Raw genomic sequence first — 21,262 nt, 5'->3', positions numbered from 1 at the left:
GTAAATATACACAAAAGCTGAACTGGAACCAAGCAAGCTGTGATGAATGCTGTATTACCTCGTTTTTTGAAGTCAACCTACCGAAAAGAGCCATTAATCAGTGTGTTTGTGACGATGGGCGTTATGGATGCTTTGATTGGCGGATTGAATGATAGCTGGTCGTTGTTCGCTTTTGGTTTAGGAACAACAGGCGTAGCGCTAGCCTTTAAATTGTGGCGTTTCCAGCAGCGTCGTCCTCTACCAGAGGAACCTGTAGTGCAACATTATTTGCCTTCTCGTTCTTCTAGTGAGCCTTTACCAATGTTAAGCGTTTCTAAGAAAAAACGACCTCTTTAAGAGGGCTGAGTACTGTTAGCGGGGCGTTTAGCCCGTTATGATTTGATAATTCATAACTCTTAGTGGTTTGTTTGTATATAAAAAGTGAGGAAAAAGTGTGAGTAGTGAGGGAAGAGGTGGGGGTGATTTTCTGCGTCCATATATTATCCTGTCATTTATGGCAGCTGTCGCCCTTCCAGTGATTACTTGGGAAGGGTTTTACATTCATCAAGCTCATGCTGCCGTTGAAGTAATACCAAATTCCCAAACTACCAACAGTTTTGCTAATGCCCAACTACTTTACACACTCAGAGGACATAACGGAACCGTTAAATCCCTGGCTTTCAGTCCAGATAGCAGAATTCTTGTGAGTGGAGGTGCAGAAAATGAGGGTGTTATTCGCCTGTGGAATCCAGCAAACGGCAAGAAGTTGGCGGATATTAACAAAGCACACAAAGCAGCCGTAGAGTCTTTAGTGATTTCACCAGATGGGCAAACCCTCGCTAGTTGTAGTGATGACAACACGATTAATCTCTGGAACCTGAAAAGTCTTAAATTTAGCCGCTCTTTTGTCGGACATACCAGTAACGTATTATCTTTAGCGGTGTCTCCTGATAGTAAAGTTCTCATTAGTGGAGCTTTGGATGGGATTCGTCTATGGGATTTACTACAGCAGCGCCCTCTAGGGACTCTAGTCAGCTTCGATAATGTGATTTATACCCTAGCCATTAGCCCTGATGGACAGACTTTAGCTAGTGGTGATAATAAAGGTGTAATCAAGCTGTGGAATTTGAGTACTGGTAAATTAATCAGTGAATTTGTAGCTCATTCTAATTCTGTTAGCGCGGTAATTTTTACACCAGATGGAGAAACATTAGTTAGTGCAAGCCGCGATCGCACAGTCAAACTGTGGAATATTAGTACTGGAGCATTAGTCCGCACCCTTTCAGGACATAATAACTGGGTAAATGCGATCGCGATTAACCCCGATGGACAAACCCTTGCAAGTGCCGGCAAAGATGGGATTAAATTGTGGGATTTAACTACAGGTGAGTTAATAAATACACTGAGTGGGCATACAGACTGGGTAAGTGCGATCGCTTTTAGTCCAAATGGTAAAATTCTTGCCAGTGGTGGATTCGATCAACAAATCAAGATTTGGGGAACTCCACAAAAACGTAATTAACAGCGAACAGCATAACCCCAACTTATTTAAGAAATCGGGGTTCTGAATAACAGACTTTTCGGAAATTGGCCAAGGGATTGCAAGCATTTACCGTGTTTGCTAAACTTTGGTCTTGCCTTTTTAGAGTTTTTGTAGTAAAAAATCAACCAAAGCTAAGATCGGACTTTTGGCAGAACTACCCAAAATCAATGATGGTAGCAACCAAAAGCGATCCCCAATTGTTGAATAACTGTGAATACTTGATGAAAATACAGCCGAGCTAATATCTTATTCAGAAAATTACTGTAAGTATAAACATAGGTAATAGAGAATTCCAAATCATCTATGCAGCTACTTACCCTCTATACTCGGAACAATTTCTGAATTTAGACAATCTTAGAAATGGTCATCGTCAGTAAATGCACCCAGGTAAAAATCACCATCTTGTCTGAAGCAAAGGTTTGTAGCGCTTAAGCGCTATTTGAAACGTAGGATAACTTGCTACTTAAATGATGTTTAATTTTCCAGAACTGCTTTTGATCCCCATTTCGATAGAATGACTAGGCAGAACCCTAAAACTAAAAACTGCTTTTGACTGCGACGCACATGAATCAACTGAACAATGGTTTTACGATATTTCTAAGTCTGCTAGTCGAGGCGATGCCTTTTTTGCTTCTTGGGGTTTTATTCTCCAGTTTGCTGCTATTTTTTGTTGATGAGCGCAAATTAGTAGAAAAAATGCCCAAAAATCCTCTGCTGGGTGCTTTAGTTGGCAGTATGATCGGCTTTTTATTTCCGGTGTGTGAGTGCGGGAATGTACCGGTAGCGCGGCGGTTCCTGATTCAGGGAGTACCCACACCAGTTGCCATTGGCTTTTTGCTAGCAGCACCAACAATTAACCCAGTTGTAATTTGGTCAACTTGGACAGCATTTCGAGATCAGCCAGAAATAGTAGTCTTACGAGTCGTATTTTCCCTAGTAATTGCTACAATTATTGGTTTTGCTTTCAGTTTTCAAAAGGACTTAAATCCCATAGTCCAACCTGCGATCGCTCGCTATATGAAGTTTAATCCACCCGCACAGCCTGAAACCAAACCCCGTGGTAAACGTTACCAAATCCAACAGCAAGAAGCGATACCAAATATCTTGCAATCTGGGACTTATATCTTAGGAGGAAAAGCAGGTGTACCTCTGCGGATAGATGCTAATTTGGTACAAGCAACTACCCCAATTTCTAATACTAATAAACCCCTTGCAGATAAGCTGCGCCTAGTAGTAGATAATAGCATCCAAGAATTCCGGGAATTGGGCGGAGTAATGATTTTAGGAAGTGCGATCGCTGCTGCAATTCAAGTGCTAGCCCCCCGTGAAACGATCCTAACTCTGGGTGCTGGGCCTATTAGTTCGATTGTGGTCATGCTGATATTAGCAGTAGTGGTGTCAATTTGTTCTACAGTCGATTCTTTCTTTGCCCTGTCTTTTGCCTCAACCTTTAGTAGTGGTTCATTGTTAGCATTCCTAGTATTTGGGCCAATGATTGACATCAAAAGTGTTGGTTTGATGTTATCTATTTTTAAGCCCAAAACAGTCTTTTACTTATTTGCTTTAGCAGCACAATTAACATTTGTATTAACTCTCTTCCTCAACTTGCACGTCCTTTAAAAAATCTTTGTTTTGTCATTTGTACTTTGCCAATGACCAATGACCAATGACCAATGACCAACGATCAATGACCAATGACCAATAAAAATCCCAAATCTAAAATTCAAAATCTGTTACTCCCTTGGCTAGATGCCCTAGCAATTACAGCTTGGGGCATTTTGATGTTGAGATATTGGCTAACTAACAAGCTGAACCTGTTAATTCACCCAAATTACATTTGGTTCGTGGTTGTGACTGGTATTAGCTTGATTGTTATTGGTTTCTTCAAGATGCAAGAACTTTGGTTCCGTCGTCGCCGTGATGTGATGGCAAACGCGCAACACATTAGTTTATTTCCTCCTGGTTGGGGTAGTGCTTTATTGTTGATTGCAGCGATTCTAGGTTTCATCTTTACACCACAAGTTTTTGCTAGTGACAAAGCACTCCAACGAGGTGTAACGGCTGATTTATTGGGAACTACACGCGTCAAACCACAAGCTTTTCGGGCTACTGTTCGTCCAGAAGAGCGATCGCTTGTAGACTGGGTACGCACTGTCAATGTCTATCCAGAACCGGATACATATACAGGTCAAAAAGTCAAGGTGCAAGGATTTGTCATCCACCCATCAGATATCGGAAAAGAATATTTGTTCTTAGCCCGATTTGTCTTAACTTGCTGTGCAGCAGATGCTTATCCTGTAGGCTTACCCGTCAAACTCCCAAAAAATCAAGAAACTTATTCCCCTGACACCTGGCTGGAAGTAGAAGGACAAATGGTGACAGAAAATTTGGCAGGTAAACGCCAACTTACCATTGCCGCTACCTCTTTCAAAAAGATTCCTCAACCGCAGAATCCATATAGTTATTAGTCAGAAATATTGATGACAAATGACCAATGACAAATGACAAATGACAAATGACAAAATCTAAAGCATTTATTCAACCACTAGATCGGATAGCGATCGCACTGATGCTACTGCTGAGTGTGCTGATTGGGTTAATCATATTGCAAGGTGATGTGGTGACTGCTCGTGTGCGGGACTTTACCTGGCAAAATCAACAGATTGGGGCGGAAGATAACTCCTTTACTCTCACCTTCAGCCGCCCAATGGAAATAAAAAGCGTAGAGGATAATTTGAAAATCGATCCACCCCTAGCAGGTAAATTTAGTTGGGCTGGGCGGCGGATGGTTTATACACTGCTAACACCCGCACCTTATGGCACGAATTATAAAGTGCAGTTACAGGGAGCCAAAGATAAGTTTGCCCAGCAAGAAGGTAACAATCGAACGATCCAGCCTTTTACAGGGAGTTTCCGCACACGCGATCGCGTCATCCTTTACATAGGAACCGATAAAGAAGAACAGGGACGATTAGTTCTATACAACTTAACCCAAGAGCAAAAAAGGGTACTTACCCCCAAAGACTTGATTGCAATGGACTTCGAGTCATTTCCAGATGGGGAGAAAATTTTATTTTCGGCTCGCGCGACCAAAAACCAAGACTTACTTTCAGCTCAACTTTACACAGTCACAACAGGCGTTTCTAGTAAATCTGGACAAGAAGCACAGCCAGGAGGAAAAGTTGACCTAGTTTTAGATAGTAAAGATTATGAAAACCTGAAATTTGACTTATCACCTGATGGGGAAACTATTGTCATCCAGAGGGGAAACAAAACTAATCCCGGCGACTTTGGACTGTGGTTTATGCCAGCAACCAGCGATGCTTCAGCAGAAAAACCCACTCCTAAACGTTTGAAAAGCCAACCGGGAGGAGACTTTATGATTACGCCAGATAGTAAAGCCGTAGCAGTTGCCCAAGGAGAGGGAGCAGCAATTTTACCACTGCAAGGTGATGCCACTAAACCCCTAGATTTTCTGCCCCAGTTTGGTTTGGTACAGGCTTTCTCTAAAGATGGCTCTCAGGCAGCGATGGTAAAGTTTAATACAGATTATACGCGAGATTTGTTTTTAGTGACAAACCAAGGTGTGCAGAAACAACTATTAAAAACAACAGGCTCAATTGTCAGTTGCCAATTTGACATTGCCTCACCTACCCTCTACTGCTTGCTGACACAGCTAGTATCCAAAGAACAATACATAGAACAGCCTTATGTGGTGGCAATTGATCTGAAAACCGGGCAACAGAAACCCCTCCTAGTCCTGCCTCCCGCTCAACGAAATGTGCAAATGAGTTTATCTGCTGATGGTTTAGGCTTGTTATTTGACCAAGTAGTACCGCAGACAAACCCCCCAGCATCATTACCCACAAACACTTTGAAAACTGATGATGGAGATGTTATTGCTACCAGCAGCCTGTGGTTAATGCCTTTGTTACCCATTGCTGATGCTGCAACTGTTGAAATTAGACCAGAACAACTCCCCTTAGCTGGATTTCATCCCCGTTGGCTACCTTGAGCGAATAATTCTAAGTCCATTTCGGAAGGTCAGTTAAGGTATCGCCACCAAAACTCGAGTTGAATCTAATGGAGTTCAGTTCCATCCTTACGGAGCAGATAGCGATCGCTAATCAACTTTAAGACTACTCTACCTATTTCTGGATGCGTTTTCTCAATGAGTGGTTGCACAACAACGCCTTCCATGATGCAATTGGGACTAACTACACTATTGGCATTATTGAACTGAGACACCGCTTCCCAAGTGTAAGCACCGATATAAAGCACGGGCACTTTCGGCAAAGCAAATTCATCGCAAAAAGCCACAAAATCGCTGTAATTGAGAAAATAACTGCCGCGACGCACAGCAAATATAGCAATTCCAATATTGCCATTATTCAAGCCATATTTGATATCTTGTACGCCGTAGATTTCGCCAAAAATCTGAGTTCCTGGCGGAAGTTTCTGTAAAGCTTCGTTTTCGTTGTAAGCACAAATATAAACTAATTTTTTGTTTACTTCGCTGTTTTTCCAGAAGTAATTATGGCTGCCAATTTTAGTTGTGCCATCAGCATCAACTAAAACAGAGAAGTTAGTTCCGTGCAACTTCTCTGTTACAACAACTTCTTCACCTTCAATTAGGATGTTTTTGTAACGTTTAAGGTTTTCTGGACTGGGGAATTTGTAATGTCCAATAAAACTTTCTACTTCCCCGCTCATCCCTTGAGGAATTGGATATTCGTACTTTGTGACACCAAAATACTCCGTGTAGTCGTCTCCGACATTTCCCATAAAGTTATTACCAACGGGAATAAGCAAACCCTCAGAAAAAATTCCGCGAAGTTTGGCAGCACGCAGTTTTTTCGAGTAGTAGTTACGAATACCAAACCGATCTAAAAAGTTTTCTGGAATAACACTATCAATCGGAAAGTAAAAACCTAAATCACCAGGCTGAAAGTTTCATTTGACTATAATTACTTGATACCCCATATCTTCAATAGAGGCAATATCTAGTCTATCAGCATTAGGATGAGGATTAATGCTGTTGATTTTAACAACTTCTACTTTAAAAATACTTATAGCTCACCTCTTTTGAAAAAATAGATTTTAGAAAAACTCTAAATTTAGTACACAGTATGGGCGTACAGTTAGCATCCGTGTCAAAATCAGGCTGAAATCCTTTGAAAATTTAGACTTTGGCTCTCTTTTAGTGGCGTGAGATTACGAATTAGTAACTATTTGTTGATAATTTATCCAAGCTTCCCAAAAAAGATATATTGATAGTGTACCCAAGAAGATGCGAAGCACTAAATTCACAGTCGAATCTGGCAGTTTTGGCAATGTGCGAGTACTCATCTGAACGCCTAAAAGACCTCCGCATCCCAAAACTATACCTTGAAAAAACAGAATATTTCCCTCTAGAGCGTGTCCTGTACAGGCAGCTAAGGCAGTAATAACAATCACACCTAAACTAGTCTGAATTGCGACTTTAATTTCTTCTTTTAGTAGTAACATTTGTAGTGGCACCATAATTGTACCGCCACCTAAGCCAAATAAACCTGCTAAAATCCCTGCTGCTCCCCCAGTACCAATTTTAGAAACCAATGAGTTAAATACTGGCTCTGTATTCTCTTTCTCTTTGAAAATTAGTTGCTTACGAAGCTCAATCAAATAGATATTAGCGAGTAGTATGATGCCAAATGTAAAGAGTATTATATAGGACGGAATTTTGTTGGCGAAATATACACCTATTCCAGTAGTTAAAAAGGCGGGAATTCCTAAATAAATTACTCGTTTAAAGTCAAAGTAGCCCATCCACCAATTTTGTAAGCTTCCAGAAATTGAAGTAATCACGATCGCAAGGCTACTAGTAGCGATCGCCTGAACGGGAGTATAACCTAGTGTGACTAAAAGAGGAATTGTAATGATACCACCACCTATTCCTAAAAGTCCAGCTATAACTCCAGATATTAGACCCCCAGCTACTAAAATCAACCAACTAAAATCAATCATAAATAGGTATTTTTCTAGGGGGAATGGGGCATTGGGCATTGGGCATTGAGCATTAATCGCGTCTCCTAACTCCCTCATCCCCGTACTGTCACCGGATGGCTAACAACGCCTCCGTAGAGCAATCCAAAATCATTCCACGGAACTGTACTCGGTTGTGTGTTACCTAAATTGTCAGTAGCAATAGCTCGGAGAAAATATTCACCAGGAACTGGATTCCATTCGATGTCCCAGCGTGTCCATGCAAACGGAAAGTTTGGTTCTCTAAGTCGGGCATATTGCCAAGTTTTACCGCCATCTAGACTGACTTCTACACGGGCAATTTTTCCTTTCCCAGACCAAGAACGTCCACGTAGTAAGTGGGTTTGAGCCGAAAGTGTAGCGGGCCAAGCCAACTCGAAAGCGCTCTTAACATTTTGATAGGTAATCAGCTTACCTTTATATGGCGCGATCGCTGGATAATCTGCACCAATCAGTACCATCTGCTCCGTTACCCACTGCGTATATATCGGTGTTTCAGAAACCTCAATCCGCTCAATCCATTTAACGTTGGCGTTTCCTCCCCAACCAGGGAACAAGACACGGCATGGCTGGCCATGATCTGGAGGTAATGGTTCTCCGTTCATGGCATAGACGACGAGTGAGTTATCTGCTAATGCTTTAGCAATGGGAACTACATTGTTGAACTTGGATTTATTCGCCCCCTTTGAGTCCAGCGAATCAAAATCTGCGCCCTCAACAAGTACGTCTTTTGCTGTGGATTTCAATCCAGCCCGCTCTAATAATATGCTCAGTGGTACACCAGTCCACTCAGCCACGCCAATAGCCCCAAGTCTCCACCGAGTTCCAGAAAGTGGTGTGTTATAAGCTTCTTCAAAGAACCGCCGACCATTAGCAGCACACTCAATGGCACAAGTAACTGAGATGGACGGCATAGCGATGATTTCATCGTAAGTGAACTCACAAGGAACAGAAACACCAGTTCCATGAATTTGCAAACGCCACGTAGATGGGTCAAAGGGAGGAGGTGTACTGCGGTTGTGAACATAAAACCAATCGTTTGGTACTAAATAACCACGCCCATACATCGCTTCCCAGTTCATCTCTAATGTGCCTTTGCTATGAGAGATATATCCTGGTGGTAATGGCTTAAGTATTTTACTGCCTTTAGTTCTGACAGCTGCCTGACTGTGAGCCGGTGCAGGTTTAGCTAACCCCCCAATGGCTGTTGCACCAACCATAGTGGCTAGTATTTGCAGAAAGCGCTGGCGCGAAATACCTGCATCTGCGCTTTTTTGCCAGATGCACTCATCAACTCGTGCGTGTAGATAATCCTCCTGGTCAAAGAGGTTTTCATCACTCAAGCTATTACTCCTTGTAATTCGTAAGTAGTAATTCGTAATTCGTAATTAATATACAGAGCATTAGACTTAATGAGGGAGTGAGGGAGTGAGGGAGTGAGGCAGAAGAATTAATAACCAATGCCCAATGCCCCATGCCCCAAAAATTAGCTGTTTATCGCTGTCCAAACACCAGTGATTTCATCTTGTGTGTAGTTGGGCAAGTAGTGGTCAAATCCGTTTTTAGCTATTTGAGCGATCGCATCAATAAAGCGATCGCAGTCTTCTAATGTATTATATACTGCAAAACTGGCGCGGATAATACTGGGAATGTTGCGGGTAATTCCTCTGTCTACTTCCTGAGCAATTTCGTAGTCTTGCTCATCCGAAATATTCTTGAGTTTGCGAATGTATTCATAAGTGCAGAAAGCCCCAGCCCTAACGCCAATGCCATATTCTTGTGCCAAAATTTCTGCTACTAAGCGTCCATCAAATCCATCAATATCAAAGGGAATAACATGGGCTAAATTATCTCCTGGGATATGTAATTGAACTTCAGGAATTAGCCCAAGCCGTGTATACGTGAATTCTACGAGAGAGTGTTCATACTGAGCAATGCGATCGCGCCCTACTGCTTCGATAATTTCAATCGCCTTGGCAATTGCGATCGCACCCATTGCGTTTGGTGTTCCAGGATCGTGGGCTCGTTCTGTATAAAAACGCTTGATTTCTAGGTTTCTGGTGATATAAGGCAGGTTTCCACCACCGATTTGATAAGGGTAAGAGCTATCAAAAAATTCCTTTGGCCCCAACAAAACCCCGGTTCCATAAGGTGCATACATCTTGTGTCCAGAGAAAGCCACAAAATCTAGATGACATGGGTCATCGTCAGCACGCATATCTACTCGTTCATGCTGAATTAACTGACACACATCTGCAAAAATCTTCGCACCATACCGATGTGCTAAAGCTGCGATTTCGTAAATTGGGGGTCTATAACCTGTAATTGTCGAAGCACCTGTAATTGTTACTAACTTAATTTGCTCGGCTTCGGGGAGATTTTGGTGTGCCTTGAAGATTTCTTCAATTTCTGCGACACTTACACTTCCGTCCGGCTGGGTTCTGTACTGTACAACTTCGTCTCTAGTAACCCAAGGGAGCAGGTTTGATGAATGCTCGATATCAGAAACTAAGATTTTTCCAGGTTTTTTTGCCCAAAGTGTGGCGGCTCCATTAATTGCTTCTGTTGTATTCTTCGCAAAAATTACATAGTTGTCTAAAGATGACCCCACAAAGTCCCGAATGACATTCCGACTAGCGTCATACTCTCGTGTAGTGATGATGGATTTTTGCCCAGAACCTCTATGGACGCTGCCGTATGTATCAAGCATCTCATCCACATGCTGCTTAAGGGTTGCAAAGGGAGTGGTGGTAGCTCCATTATCCAAGTTGACGTACTTTATATAATTTCCCTTAAGAGTCTTTACCCTAAAAGACAGAGACTCATCTGTGAATAACGGTCTAATTTCTTTGTCCCAAAAACTGTCAAAATTTTCTGCAACTAGCGGTAATTGGACAGCTTCTTGCTTTATATTTACACCCATTGCAAGTATATCGGTCATCTTTAGCACCCCTATTTTAAACTTAGAATTTTTGGAAAAGCTTGCTACCACACCGCTTTCTCTAACACAACGATCGTATTAGCCAGTAGTAATTATGGTCTTTATAATTACTTTCTAGCTAGTAGAAAACTCGGTTATTCCAATCATTCTTTAATAAATCAATTAAAAAGTGTATCCGCATTAACACTTAAATAACATGTTTTTACTGTTAAAGAAAATACAGTGTAATAATATATGCAAGTATTCAAGTATACTTTAAGCAATTTTCTTGTAGTCATCAAACAAACTTGATGTATTCAAGACAAGTTGATAAAAAAGCATCTCACTCATTAAGTCTGGAATTGCTTGCTATAAAAGTATTTCCCAACAAAAATGACCGGACTAAATTGAGATTATTCTTTAAAAAAATTTTATGAATTCACTTACTGAAATTGTTACTTCTTCAACATTCCTTTATAAGTGTTTATTCGTAAATATGATGTTTTCCTAACATTTTATTCCTGGCAGAAGCTCTTAGTTGTTTACTGACATTAAATAGCGATCGCTCAAGATCCCAGAATTATCATCGAATACTAAATACTTGTACTGACATCGTTCCTAAGTAATAAATGAGCCAGTAGAAAAATGTATTGAAGGAGACATTTTAAAATTATATCTTAAGACAGATGCGAGTATAGAGAATAAAATGTAGTCTGAGACAGTTTTTCCATACGAAAAACTTTCGTGGAACAGAGCCACTCTGTATTTGTCTCTCCTGCCCCCTACCCCGTTTTCCCCTGCCTCTTCTTGACGGGGAAGAGCATCATAGTGTTATAACGGCATCAGTCTAGATACAAAATAGGGAACACCAATTGATGATTAATTGCTGGTGCCTGGAGAGAGTTAAACTTAGCTTCTAGAGCAAACCCTGATTAGCGCTCTTTTATTACTCCGAAAAAATAAAATATTCGTAGGTTGGGTTGAACGAAGTGAAACCCAACAAAACCAGAGATTGTTGGTGTTGGGTTTCGTTCCTCAACCCAACCTACGCCTAAATTCATCAAAGTCCTTAAAAATAAGGGTGGATGATTTTTATCCGACGAGAGTCATAAAAGAGCGTTAGACACAGTTGATAAGCAATGCTAATGCCAGCACTGCTGATATTTTTAGGCAGGTGGGTCAAGAGTGATGAATGAAGCTGACACCTCAAACAAGGGGGCTGTGATGGAATCCCTAAATTCTGCTAATTCGCCACAATCGGAGCAGGCGAGTTGTCCCTTTTACTCAGTTGTGCCTAATGACAATATGGTAGTTAAACAACTGCCACTCCTCATGCCAGCTGAAGATAGACAATTTTCAAAAGATACTACCCAGCAGGACTGGGTTGCAGAGCCGGAAAGCGGCAAGCAAGCACTTATTGACTCGGAGTTTCATAACCTGCTGGCATTGAACGAAGAATTGCGTTCGGCTAACAATAATTTGTATGAACAAGTAGAGCAGCTAAAAGACAACCTAGCTGAGTCTGAAAAGGTTTTGCAGTGGCAGAAAACGCGCTCCAGCGTTACTGAGTCGATGCTCAACCAACATACTCAGGAATTGGCTGCGGCTCAAGAACAGATAAAATCTCTATTTCAACAATTAGAAACTGCTGTACAAACCGTTCAACGCCAGGAAATTTTCACTGATAGTTATAAAGCACAGCTACAAATTAGCCAGCAACGCCTTGCCCAGTTAGAGCGAGAATGTACGTTGTTACACACTAATAATAGCGAACAGTCTGAACAGTTATTGCAGTCAGAAACTGTTTGTCGGGAGTTACGTACTAGACTGATGCGACAACAACGCCAGACGCTGCAATTCAAAGCAGCTCTAGAAAAATGTCTAGATACATCGGTTCCTAGCTATGACTCTTTAGAAGATACTGCAAAACATCCTAAAGATATAACTAGCGCCCAAGGAAGATTTTCTAGAAAAGCTCGGTCTTTGTTTCCTAACGCCCAGCCAATTCAACCTTGGTCAGCAGAATCAGAATCCTTGACTGAGAGTGTAGATAATTCTTGGGGCGAACCGTCAGCACCAATCCCATTTCAAAGAAATGAACCGACTCCGCCACCATCATCTTCTTGGAACTGGTCAGTTAAGCAAAATCAAAATACCTCAACACCACCAGAACCAATCCCCTCTCCAAAAATTGACGATTCCCCAGATATACCGGAAGCTATTTCAACTTCGGGTTCATCCAATTTAGATCAGCAATTAGATAGTCTAATCCAAATGTTTTTCACCTCCCAGCCTGAATCTGCATCACCACCGCCTGCTGCTAAAACGGATGTGAATAATAATGATTCTCCTATCTGGGAGACTTTAGCAACAATCCTAAAAGACGATGAGGAAATAGAAAATCCACAGGAAGCGCACTTGGAAGCAGAAATCAATCCCCCTGCAACTATCTCCATTTCTAGGACAACAGATTCTGTAACTTCACCAGCCAATAACTTACTGGTTTCCTCTACTTCCTCCCACACTGAGTCGCCTGTTGAAGAAACTGAAGACTACTGGTCAGAAGTTTCCCAATTTTCACCAGAGTTATTAGGTGATAACACTAATGATGCTAATTCACCTTCACCTGTGGTTTATCCCCAGCGTCCACCCAAAGGGCGTAAGTCATTAGCATCTGTGGAACTACCGAATTTTCGCCCTCAAGGTCAATAGATTAGTTATTGGTCATTGGTCATTGGTCATTGGTCATTGGTCATTGGTCATTGGTCATTGGTCATTGGTCATTGGTCATTGGTCATTGGTCATTGGTCATTGGTCATTAGGTTATTAAGTAAGTTGGCGCGAAAAAACCCAAGTATGTTACGAAACGCAAACTGGCTTAAAGCCCTTACTAATGACCAATGACAAAAGACTAATGACAGCCCTCTGGTGTGGTCGCCGTTATTCGCGTTCGCCATTTAGCTTTAATTGCGCCGATCTACTTAGTCGTTAGTCATGTTCAATATCTAATTGAGAATCCTTGCTTCTGACTTCGGAATTATGGCTTCTGGGTTGGCCTTTGCAACTTGAGAGCGCGATCGCGGTTTGCCTGTGGCGATCGCATAATTAATTGCCAGCAACCACAGCCACAAGCCAGGATTCCGGGGTTCTAGCCAAAAACCTACCCGGTTTAAGAAGCGCTCGAACCACGGACTCAGCAAAGCGCTAATGAGGGCATGACGACCGAAGTTGAAATAACTACCAAGCCATCGTACTAAATCTCTAGACCCAGCAAGTTCCCAAATCCATAAAAGCAAGGCAGGATTTTTCCTAGCGGCTTTGAGTGCTAACCGGTTAAAGGTTAACCAATCACACCTATCTTTGATGAAGTTATCTGCTACTTCTTGGGGTTCGTCTGCTAACAGTCCAAAGAAGGTGTTGAGCATGGAGTTAATGCGCTGGGGTGGTAAAAATTTCCCAGTGGGTACCATCATCCCTTTGGAAAATAGCCAAGTTACTGAAACGTTGCTTTGGTAAGCACGAATCTGATTCAAGTGGCGGAAACTCAACAAGTCATGTTTGAGAGCAGTATCTAACAGCGTTGTTAAGCGCTCTAAGTTGCGAACTAGGGAACCAAAACCGGTGAAGACGAGTGGAGACTGGAGTGATGCGGCATCGCCGATCGCAATCAATCGAGCGAAGGCAACTGTGCGATCGCTACTTCCCACACTAAAATGTCCCGGTATATACCCAAATGTCGGCTTCTTCCACACTAATTTGTCCATATCGCACCTGCGATACTCTGGCAAAATCGTGAAAAAGTCTTCGTACATCTCTAGCAATGAACCGGGATTTTCAGCATTCACCTCGTGGTAATGAAATAAATAAATCGTCAGTTCATCATCTGCTCCAGGAAACAATTCCCAAATCAGCTGCCTTCCCCGCGAAATATCTCCATGACTATAAAGCACGTCCCCATACTGCGAATCCCACACTTGCGGCTCAAATCCGCTCTCAATTGCCGCTCCTACCGTCGGACACACACTATCAAAGGCCCGACCACCATTTAACTGCCAAGCGATGGGTGAGGCAGTTCCCATTGCATCTATTAGCAATCGTCCGCTTACTTGTTTTTCAACCTGACTAGGTAAGTGCTTGACTTGCAACAAAACTTGTGATATATCAATATCTGCACGCATAAATTCTGTTTCATCCCAGATTTCGCCGCCTGCGGCTTGCAGCTTTTGCCCACACATAAGGAGCCATTTTTCGGAATCTAAGCCTAAATTTAGGACTGTGGGTGTGTGTAGAACAGGCGATCGCAGTTTGGATGGATTATTCGCATCAAAAAACTTATTGAATCCATCTTTGTATTCCCTAGCAATGATGGTTTCTAACTCCGAGGGAGTAACTAAACCCAGATTAACCAAGCTTTGAATCTCATCGCGGGAAATATTCCATTCTCGGTTCATCTTGCCAAAGGGCATTCGTTCCACCAGCAGGACTTTATATCCTAGTTTTGCCATTAATGCAGCATGAATCGCGCCTAGTGCGCCACCGATGTAGATAATGTCGAACTGGGGATTAGTGACTAGGGACTGGGTACTGGGATTACCTTTTCCCCTGTCCCCTTGATTGGAAAACACAACTTGACGCGGCTGCTGCGGATTTCGGACTCCTTCGCGCCATCGTTGTTCCCACCAATAGGCACGTGTTAGATCGTATTCACCGTTAGGCATTTTCTGAAAATACTTGACGGTGAGGGGGTAAGCAGAGCCTAGTGCGGCAAAAATCGATTGCTGCGATAAATCAATCGTTGGTGGTTCTGGGTAATGATGCGGAAAACGGTTTCTGATTTCTTTGGTTAGGCGTTGCAGAATTTGTCCCTCACTGGGAAAGGGTTGTTCTGCCCAACGAAACACTTTCAGATAGGTAGTTCGTTGCACCGTCCAGACAAATACCGAAAGTTCCGCAGGCAATTTTTCGGAAAGAGCCGCTCCAGCAGGTGTAGTAGCACTGGGTATTTTGAGGCGAAAGCCTTCCGAAGTAAGCACTTTTTCTCCATTTCCAGGTTCAAAATCCGTTTGTAGCCAGCTACGTACAGTTTCTATATCTGGAGTTGGAACTTCTAAATAAAGGATTTCTCTCATCGTTTCCTGACATCTCCGAGCAATCTACTCACTAAGACAGATTTTATGAAAGCACAAAGTAAAGTAAACTCCGCGCTATTAGTTTGGTAAAGATTCAGTAAAGAAATTTTAAGAATTTGTTGAAGAATTTATTGTTCATTTTGTATTTCTGTAAACCCACGCCATGAATTATCCCATTCCAGACAGTCCCCAGGAAATTTTTGCTTTACGACAACAGCCAATTGATGAAGAACTCGTTGCTGCTGCGATCGCTGGAGTAATTAAAATTGTCCGCGCCCAGGGTCAATCTTTGGAAGAATTAACCGCTCAGTTGCTAGCAGACGATCCACTGCTGGATCGGGAACAACGTCGCTGGTTGAGCCAATTAGTTGCCCAATCGTGGGAAAAGTTCTCCTAAAACCTGGCATAAGATGAAGTTTTGGTCGCAGCATTCGATTTCTAGGTCTGCACCTAAATATTGGATTGGCGATGCCTGCGGCGGGCTGCGCCTACGCAATTTAGGTATGGGAGTAAGAATACTTGTCGGTATGGGATTGGCAATTGGGTTGCTATTTTGGCATTCATGGCACAGAAGCCACTAAATTAACCATATCAGCGTTTTACGTTGCTAATGAATTTTACAGGAATACCCGGTAAGCGTAAAGCTCAGTCCCTTTAGGGCTGAGAGTGTCAAAACGTTCTGAAACGGAAAGACCCCTGGTTTGTAGCAGAGGTCTTTTTTTTGGAGCAATCTTCATGCTCTTTGAGCGATACCTTGACACTTAGCGGAATAAATGTTTTTGGCACACACAGGACTTACGCAAAAAAGTTCTGAAGTAGCGGTAATTCATGAATTACCGCTACGAAAAATCAGGTTTTTGAGACAAATTTGCGTAAATTCTAACACAAATCAGTTGAGCGATCGCTTCCCCTTCTCATCGAAAAGCGTAAGCTGTGAACACACTACATATTAGTTTTTGTCAACTAGAAGCTTTCACCGCCGCTTCTGCTTGAGAGTGCAATAACAAACCGTATTCCAAGCCCTCCACCACCGCTTGATAGGAAGCCTCCAAAATATTGGTAGAAACCCCCACCGTAGTCCAGCGTTGACGACCATTGCCTGATTCTACCAACACGCGGGTTTTCGCCGCAGTGCCCGTATGTCCGTTGAGAATCCGCACTTTGTAATCTGTCAAATCAAAGGTTGCTATTTGGGGATAAAAGTTCACCAAAGCCTTGCGTAAAGCCGCATCCAAAGCGGCAACCGGGCCATTCCCTTCCGCCGCCTCCAAAATATTTTTGCCGTCAACAGCGATTTTGACCGTAGCTAGGGCATTGCTAGTTTCTTTCCCCTCAATCAAGTCACAGTGGACTTGAAAACCTTTGACTTCAAAAAACTTCTGGCGGCCTCCCAAAGCTTCGTGCATCAGTAGGGCAAAACTGGCCTCTGCGGCTTCAAATTGAAATCCTTCACTCTCCAAATCTTTAAGACGCTGGAGAATTTGCTTGGCTTCTGCCTTTAGCTGGTCGAGGTTAATCCCGAAACTGCGGGCTTTGGCTAAAACATTGCTTAGTCCAGACTGTTCAGAAATCACGATGCGGCGATGATTTCCGACTTGTTCTGGCTGAATATGTTCGTAAGTCAGAGGATTACGTTCTACAGCTGATACATGAATACCACCCTTGTGGGCAAAAGCCGAAAGTCCCACAAAGGGAGCGTGTTCATCTGGCGCGAGGTTGACCACCTCACTCACAAACCGACTAGCTTCTGTAAGTTGTGTTAGCTGGTCTTCTGTGATACAACTGTAGCCCAGCTTCAGTTGTAAATTGGGAATTAACGAACAAAGGTTAGCATTACCGCAACGTTCACCATAACCATTAATTGTCCCCTGTACCATCTTTGCCCCTGCCATGACGGCGGCTATTGCGTTAGCAACCGCCATTTCTGAATCGTTATGAGTATGAATTCCAATTTGAGGGATTGGGAATTGGGGATTAGGGATTGGGGACTGGGAAGATTCTTTCCTACTTCCTAGTCCCCAGTCCCCAGTCCCCAGTTTCCCAGTCACTTCTACCACATCTTGCACAATTTGGCTAACTTCATGGGGTAAAGTACCGCCATTAGTATCACACAGGACTAGCCATTCAGCACCAGATGCGATCGCAGCTTCTAATGTCTGTAAAGCATAATCTGGATTGTGCTTGTAACCATCAAACCAATGTTCGGCATCGTAGATAATCCGACGACCTTGAGAACGGAGGTACTCAATGGTGTCACGAATCATCGCCAAATTTTCTTCTAATGTCGTCTTGAGGCTGGTTGTAACATGTAAATCCCAAGACTTACCAAAAATCGTTACCCAGCGAGTTCCCGCAGCCAAAATATCCTGTAGCATCGGTTCGGTTGCGGCAGTGGAGTTAGGCCGTCGAGTCGAACAAAAAGCCACAACTTCAGCTTGTTTTAGCGGATCTTCTTGGAGTTGCCAGAAAAATTGTACATCCTTGGGATTAGCACCAGGCCAACCGCCTTCAATGAAAGGAACTCCCAGTTGATCGAGTCTTTTGGCAATGCGTAACTTATCTTCTATCGATACTGATAGCCCCTCGCGCTGAGTGCCATCCCGTAATGTAGTGTCATAGAGCCAAAGTTGAGGTGAAGAATTTGTGGTCATAAAACTGGGACCGACGAGACAACTTTCGAGGCAATGTGTCAATATACAACAAAACGCCAGTTTGGCAATTTTAAAATGCCTAAGGTACTAGCTGAAGGTAAAACAATTGAGTGCGTAAGCGGAAGCAATCTCCGAGCAATTTTGCTGCAAAATGGTATTGACCTCTACAATGACGGTGCTAAGGTAATAAACTGTCGAGGCATTGGCAGTTGCGGAACCTGCGCGGTTAAGGTAGAGGGCAAAGTATCAACAGCGAATTGGCGCGATCGATCCCGGCGTTCGCTTCCTCCCCATTCTCCTACAACAGACTTACGTTTAGCCTGCCAAACTCAGGTTTTAGGCGATGTGAAAGTGACAAAGTTTGATGGATTTTGGGGACAAGGTTCTCGAATAGTGTGGACACCAAAAGGTTAAAAAGGAGTAAGACAAGATGGGTAGATGGACACCCTTAATTTTAATGGCTGGAGGTTTAGCCATTCTGCTTGGTACATTACTAGGCATCAATTTTCCTATGGGCGTACAAACCGCTAACGCTCCCGGTGGTAAAGCAGCAAAAGTCCTGCCAGCTAATATCAATGTTAATAGCAGTGCTGGCAGCAAAAATGAAGAAACTGCAACTGAAGGAAATGAAACAACTGAAACAAACGAAAACAAGCGCTCTATTGTAGCCCCAAGACCTGACAATAGAAGTAACGTTGCTCAGAATCCTTCTGAAGACTCAACATCACCTGCTGACAGTACAACAGAAAACAATACGGATAGTTCGGCAACAGAAACGCCATCCAGCAACACAAATCAAGGCAACGAACCAATTCGAGCCTTGTGGTAACGATAGATCCGTCTTTAGTTATGAGTTATAAGTTATAAGTTATGAGTTAATTAGTTATGAGTTATTAGTTATGTACTAATGATAAATGGCTAACGATCAATGACTAATGACTAATGACTAGTGAGATCGTAATTATTGGTGGCGGCGTTATTGGTTTAGCGATCGCCATTGAACTAAAACTGCGCGGGACAAACGTCACCGTGTTTTGTCGTGACTTTCAAGCTGCTGCTACCCATGCCGCCGCCGGGATGTTGGCACCAGATGCGGAAAACATCACTAATGAGGCAATGCTTTCATTGTGTTGGCGATCTCGTGCTTTATATCCCGACTGGACGCGCAAACTAGAAGAACTAACCGGCTTAAATACTGGCTACCGTCCTTGTGGTATCCTCGCACCCGTTTTTGAAGAGGCAGGGGGTAGGGGAGATGAGGGAGCAGGGGGAGCAGGCGGAGAGAAATTAATTCTTTCATCCCCCTCATCCCCCTCATCCCCGGCTTACTGGTTAAATAAAGAGGCAATTCATCAATATCAGCCAGGATTGGGAGCAGAGGTAGTTGGTGGCTGGTGGTATCCTGAAGACGCACAAGTTGATAATAAGGCTCTAGCTCACGTATTGCGGACAGCGGCTGAATCTATTGGTGTTGAACTCAAAGATGGTATTACGGTAGAAGGATTTTTACAGCAGCAAGGACAAGTGGTTGGCGTGCAAACCAATGCTGGAATAATTCGCGCCACGCACTATGTTTTAGCTTCAGGTGCTTGGTCAAATGAGTTATTACCACTACCAGTGGTACCCAGAAAAGGACAAATGCTGAGTGTGCGGATACCAGAATTTGCGCCGGACTTGCCCTTGAAGCGGGTTTTGTTTGGGCAGAATATTTACATTGTACCAAGATGCGATCGCCTGGTTATCGGGGCAACAAGCGAAGACGTTGGCTTCACCCCCAACAACACCCCAGACGGCATTCAAAAATTATTACAAGCTGCCATCCGGCTGTATCCCCAATTAAAGCATTATCCCATCCAAGAATTTTGGTGGGGATTTCGCCCAGCCACCCCCGATGAGTTACCCATCCTTGGCACTAGTCACTGTCAAAATTTAACCTTTGCAACTGGTCATTACCGTAACGGAATTCTACTGACACCCGTAACCGCCGCATTGATTGCCGACTTAATATTAGAACAAAAGCCCGATCCTCTACTTGCTGATTTTCACTATTCGCGCTTCCAATCCCAGCCATCTACCTCCACCCCAATGCTGACTCACTCTGCCAATTTCTCTAACGGGCATCATACTGCTATATCCCCACTCCCTATTCAAGACTCCCCACTAATTATTGCTGGCAAAACCTTTCAATCCCGCTTGATGACGGGAACTGGTAAGTATCGCAGCATTGAAGAAATGCAGCAAAGCGTTGTTGCCAGTGATTGCCAAATTGTCACCGTGGCAGTACGACGGGTACAAACCAAGGCCCCCGGACATGAAGGTTTAGCTGAAGCCTTAGATTGGACAAAAATTTGGATGTTACCCAATACAGCAGGTTGCCAAACTGCTGAAGAGGCGATTCGGGTGGCGCGTTTAGGACGAGAAATGGCGAAATTATTAGGGCAGGAAGATAATAACTTTGTCAAGTTAGAAGTAATACCTGACCTTAAGTATTTACTCCCAGATCCAATTGGGACGCTGCAAGCCGCAGAGCAACTAGTGAAAGAAGGTTTTGCAGTATTGCCCTATATTAACGCTGACCCCATGTTAGCCAAGCGTTTAGAAGAAGTAGGCTGTGCGACGGTAATGCCTTTGGCATCGCCAATTGGTTCTGGACAAGGGCTAAAAACAACCGCCAACATCCAAATCATCATCGAAAATGCAGGTATACCGGTGGTGGTAGATGCAGGTATTGGTTCACCCTCAGAAGCCGCCCAAGCAATGGAATTGGGAGCAGATGTTTTATTAATTAATAGTGCGATCGCACTTTCTCCAAACCCAGCAGCAATGGCTCGTGCCATGAATTTAGCAACAGTCGCCGGTCGTCTAGCATACCTTGCTGGCAGGATGCCCATCAAAGATTATGCCAGTCCTAGTTCACCTCTCACCGGGACAATTACTAGTTAGGGAATGGGTACTGGGTACTGGGTACTGGAGACTAGGAAAAAGTTTTCTAATCCCAATCCCCAATCCCCAATCC

General features: G+C 43.2%; 16 protein-coding genes. 10 read left to right on the top strand and 6 right to left on the bottom strand.

Features of this window, described 5'->3' with window-relative positions; translation table 11 throughout:
* Positions 1-42: 42 nt before the first annotated feature.
* From CDG79_RS23825 to CDG79_RS23805, 5 genes are all read left to right on the top strand, one after another.
* The gene (locus CDG79_RS23825; RefSeq protein ID WP_094331135.1) at positions 43-336 is read left to right on the top strand and encodes a hypothetical protein; all 294 of its coding nucleotides are present in this window, start codon (positions 43-45) and stop codon (positions 334-336) included.
* Between the two features lie 157 nt (positions 337-493).
* Positions 494-1,501 carry a WD40 repeat domain-containing protein gene (locus tag CDG79_RS23820; RefSeq protein WP_094344356.1) on the top strand — a complete coding sequence of 336 codons (1,008 nt, stop codon included), beginning with the start codon at positions 494-496 and terminating at the stop codon, positions 1,499-1,501.
* Between the two features lie 585 nt (positions 1,502-2,086).
* Positions 2,087-3,142 (top strand): permease, encoded by a 1,056-nt coding sequence (locus tag CDG79_RS23815; RefSeq protein ID WP_094344342.1) that lies wholly within the window; start codon positions 2,087-2,089, stop codon positions 3,140-3,142.
* A gap of 74 nt (positions 3,143-3,216) precedes the next feature.
* Positions 3,217-3,990 carry a TIGR03943 family putative permease subunit gene (locus tag CDG79_RS23810; RefSeq protein WP_094344341.1) on the top strand — a complete coding sequence of 258 codons (774 nt, stop codon included), beginning with the start codon at positions 3,217-3,219 and terminating at the stop codon, positions 3,988-3,990.
* Between the two features lie 47 nt (positions 3,991-4,037).
* Positions 4,038-5,537, top strand: a complete 1,500-nt coding sequence (locus CDG79_RS23805) for an Ig-like domain-containing protein (protein WP_094344340.1) — start codon at positions 4,038-4,040, stop codon at positions 5,535-5,537.
* A 65-nt stretch (positions 5,538-5,602) separates the two neighbouring features.
* Here the strand turns inward: CDG79_RS23805 and CDG79_RS23800 are convergent, their stop codons facing one another.
* From CDG79_RS23800 to CDG79_RS23785, 4 genes are all read right to left on the bottom strand, one after another.
* Entirely contained in the window at positions 5,603-6,307 is a 705-nt protein-coding gene (locus tag CDG79_RS23800) for an RNA ligase family protein (RefSeq protein ID WP_223278283.1), read from the bottom strand.
* Between the two features lie 429 nt (positions 6,308-6,736).
* Positions 6,737-7,528 (bottom strand): sulfite exporter TauE/SafE family protein, encoded by a 792-nt coding sequence (locus CDG79_RS23795; RefSeq protein WP_094344355.1) that lies wholly within the window; start codon positions 7,526-7,528, stop codon positions 6,737-6,739.
* 74 nt (positions 7,529-7,602) lie between these two features.
* Positions 7,603-8,889 carry a sulfite oxidase gene (locus CDG79_RS23790; protein ID WP_094344339.1) on the bottom strand — a complete coding sequence of 429 codons (1,287 nt, stop codon included), beginning with the start codon at positions 8,887-8,889 and terminating at the stop codon, positions 7,603-7,605.
* Positions 8,890-9,032: 143 nt separating this feature from the next.
* Entirely contained in the window at positions 9,033-10,487 is a 1,455-nt protein-coding gene (locus CDG79_RS23785; protein WP_094344338.1) for an aminotransferase class V-fold PLP-dependent enzyme, read from the bottom strand.
* Positions 10,488-11,654: 1,167 nt separating this feature from the next.
* Here CDG79_RS23785 and CDG79_RS23780 point away from each other — a divergent pair.
* Positions 11,655-13,178 (top strand): hypothetical protein, encoded by a 1,524-nt coding sequence (locus tag CDG79_RS23780; protein ID WP_094344337.1) that lies wholly within the window; start codon positions 11,655-11,657, stop codon positions 13,176-13,178.
* 293 nt (positions 13,179-13,471) lie between these two features.
* On the opposite strand, the gene CDG79_RS23775 is transcribed toward CDG79_RS23780, so the two are convergent.
* The gene (locus tag CDG79_RS23775) at positions 13,472-15,595 is read right to left on the bottom strand and encodes an NAD(P)/FAD-dependent oxidoreductase (protein WP_094344336.1); all 2,124 of its coding nucleotides are present in this window, start codon (positions 15,593-15,595) and stop codon (positions 13,472-13,474) included.
* 163 nt (positions 15,596-15,758) lie between these two features.
* Here CDG79_RS23775 and CDG79_RS23770 point away from each other — a divergent pair, with 163 nt between their 5' ends.
* Positions 15,759-15,992 (top strand): hypothetical protein, encoded by a 234-nt coding sequence (locus tag CDG79_RS23770; RefSeq protein WP_094331125.1) that lies wholly within the window; start codon positions 15,759-15,761, stop codon positions 15,990-15,992.
* Between the two features lie 562 nt (positions 15,993-16,554).
* Here CDG79_RS23770 and cimA read toward each other — a convergent pair.
* On the bottom strand, positions 16,555-18,246 hold the full coding sequence (gene cimA, locus CDG79_RS23765) for a citramalate synthase (protein WP_094344335.1): 1,692 nt from the start codon (positions 18,244-18,246) through the stop codon (positions 16,555-16,557).
* A gap of 75 nt (positions 18,247-18,321) precedes the next feature.
* On the opposite strand from cimA, the gene CDG79_RS23760 reads away from it, so the two are divergent.
* The 3 genes from CDG79_RS23760 to thiO all read left to right on the top strand — a co-directional run bounded on the left by CDG79_RS23760 (position 18,322) and on the right by thiO (position 21,189).
* Positions 18,322-18,660, top strand: a complete 339-nt coding sequence (locus CDG79_RS23760; protein ID WP_094344354.1) for a 2Fe-2S iron-sulfur cluster-binding protein — start codon at positions 18,322-18,324, stop codon at positions 18,658-18,660.
* Between the two features lie 16 nt (positions 18,661-18,676).
* Entirely contained in the window at positions 18,677-19,075 is a 399-nt protein-coding gene (locus CDG79_RS23755) for a hypothetical protein (RefSeq protein ID WP_094344334.1), read from the top strand.
* A 113-nt stretch (positions 19,076-19,188) separates the two neighbouring features.
* A complete protein-coding gene (thiO, locus tag CDG79_RS23750; protein ID WP_094344333.1) occupies positions 19,189-21,189 on the top strand; it encodes a glycine oxidase ThiO in 2,001 nt (666 codons plus the stop codon).
* The last annotated feature ends 73 nt before the right edge of the window (positions 21,190-21,262 follow it).

Origin of the sequence: Nostoc sp. 'Peltigera membranacea cyanobiont' 232 (assembly GCF_002245985.1) — a bacterium.
In the GTDB taxonomy this organism is placed as follows: Bacteria; Cyanobacteriota; Cyanobacteriia; order Cyanobacteriales; family Nostocaceae; genus Nostoc.
This window is presented reverse-complemented; position numbering and strand designations above follow the sequence as displayed.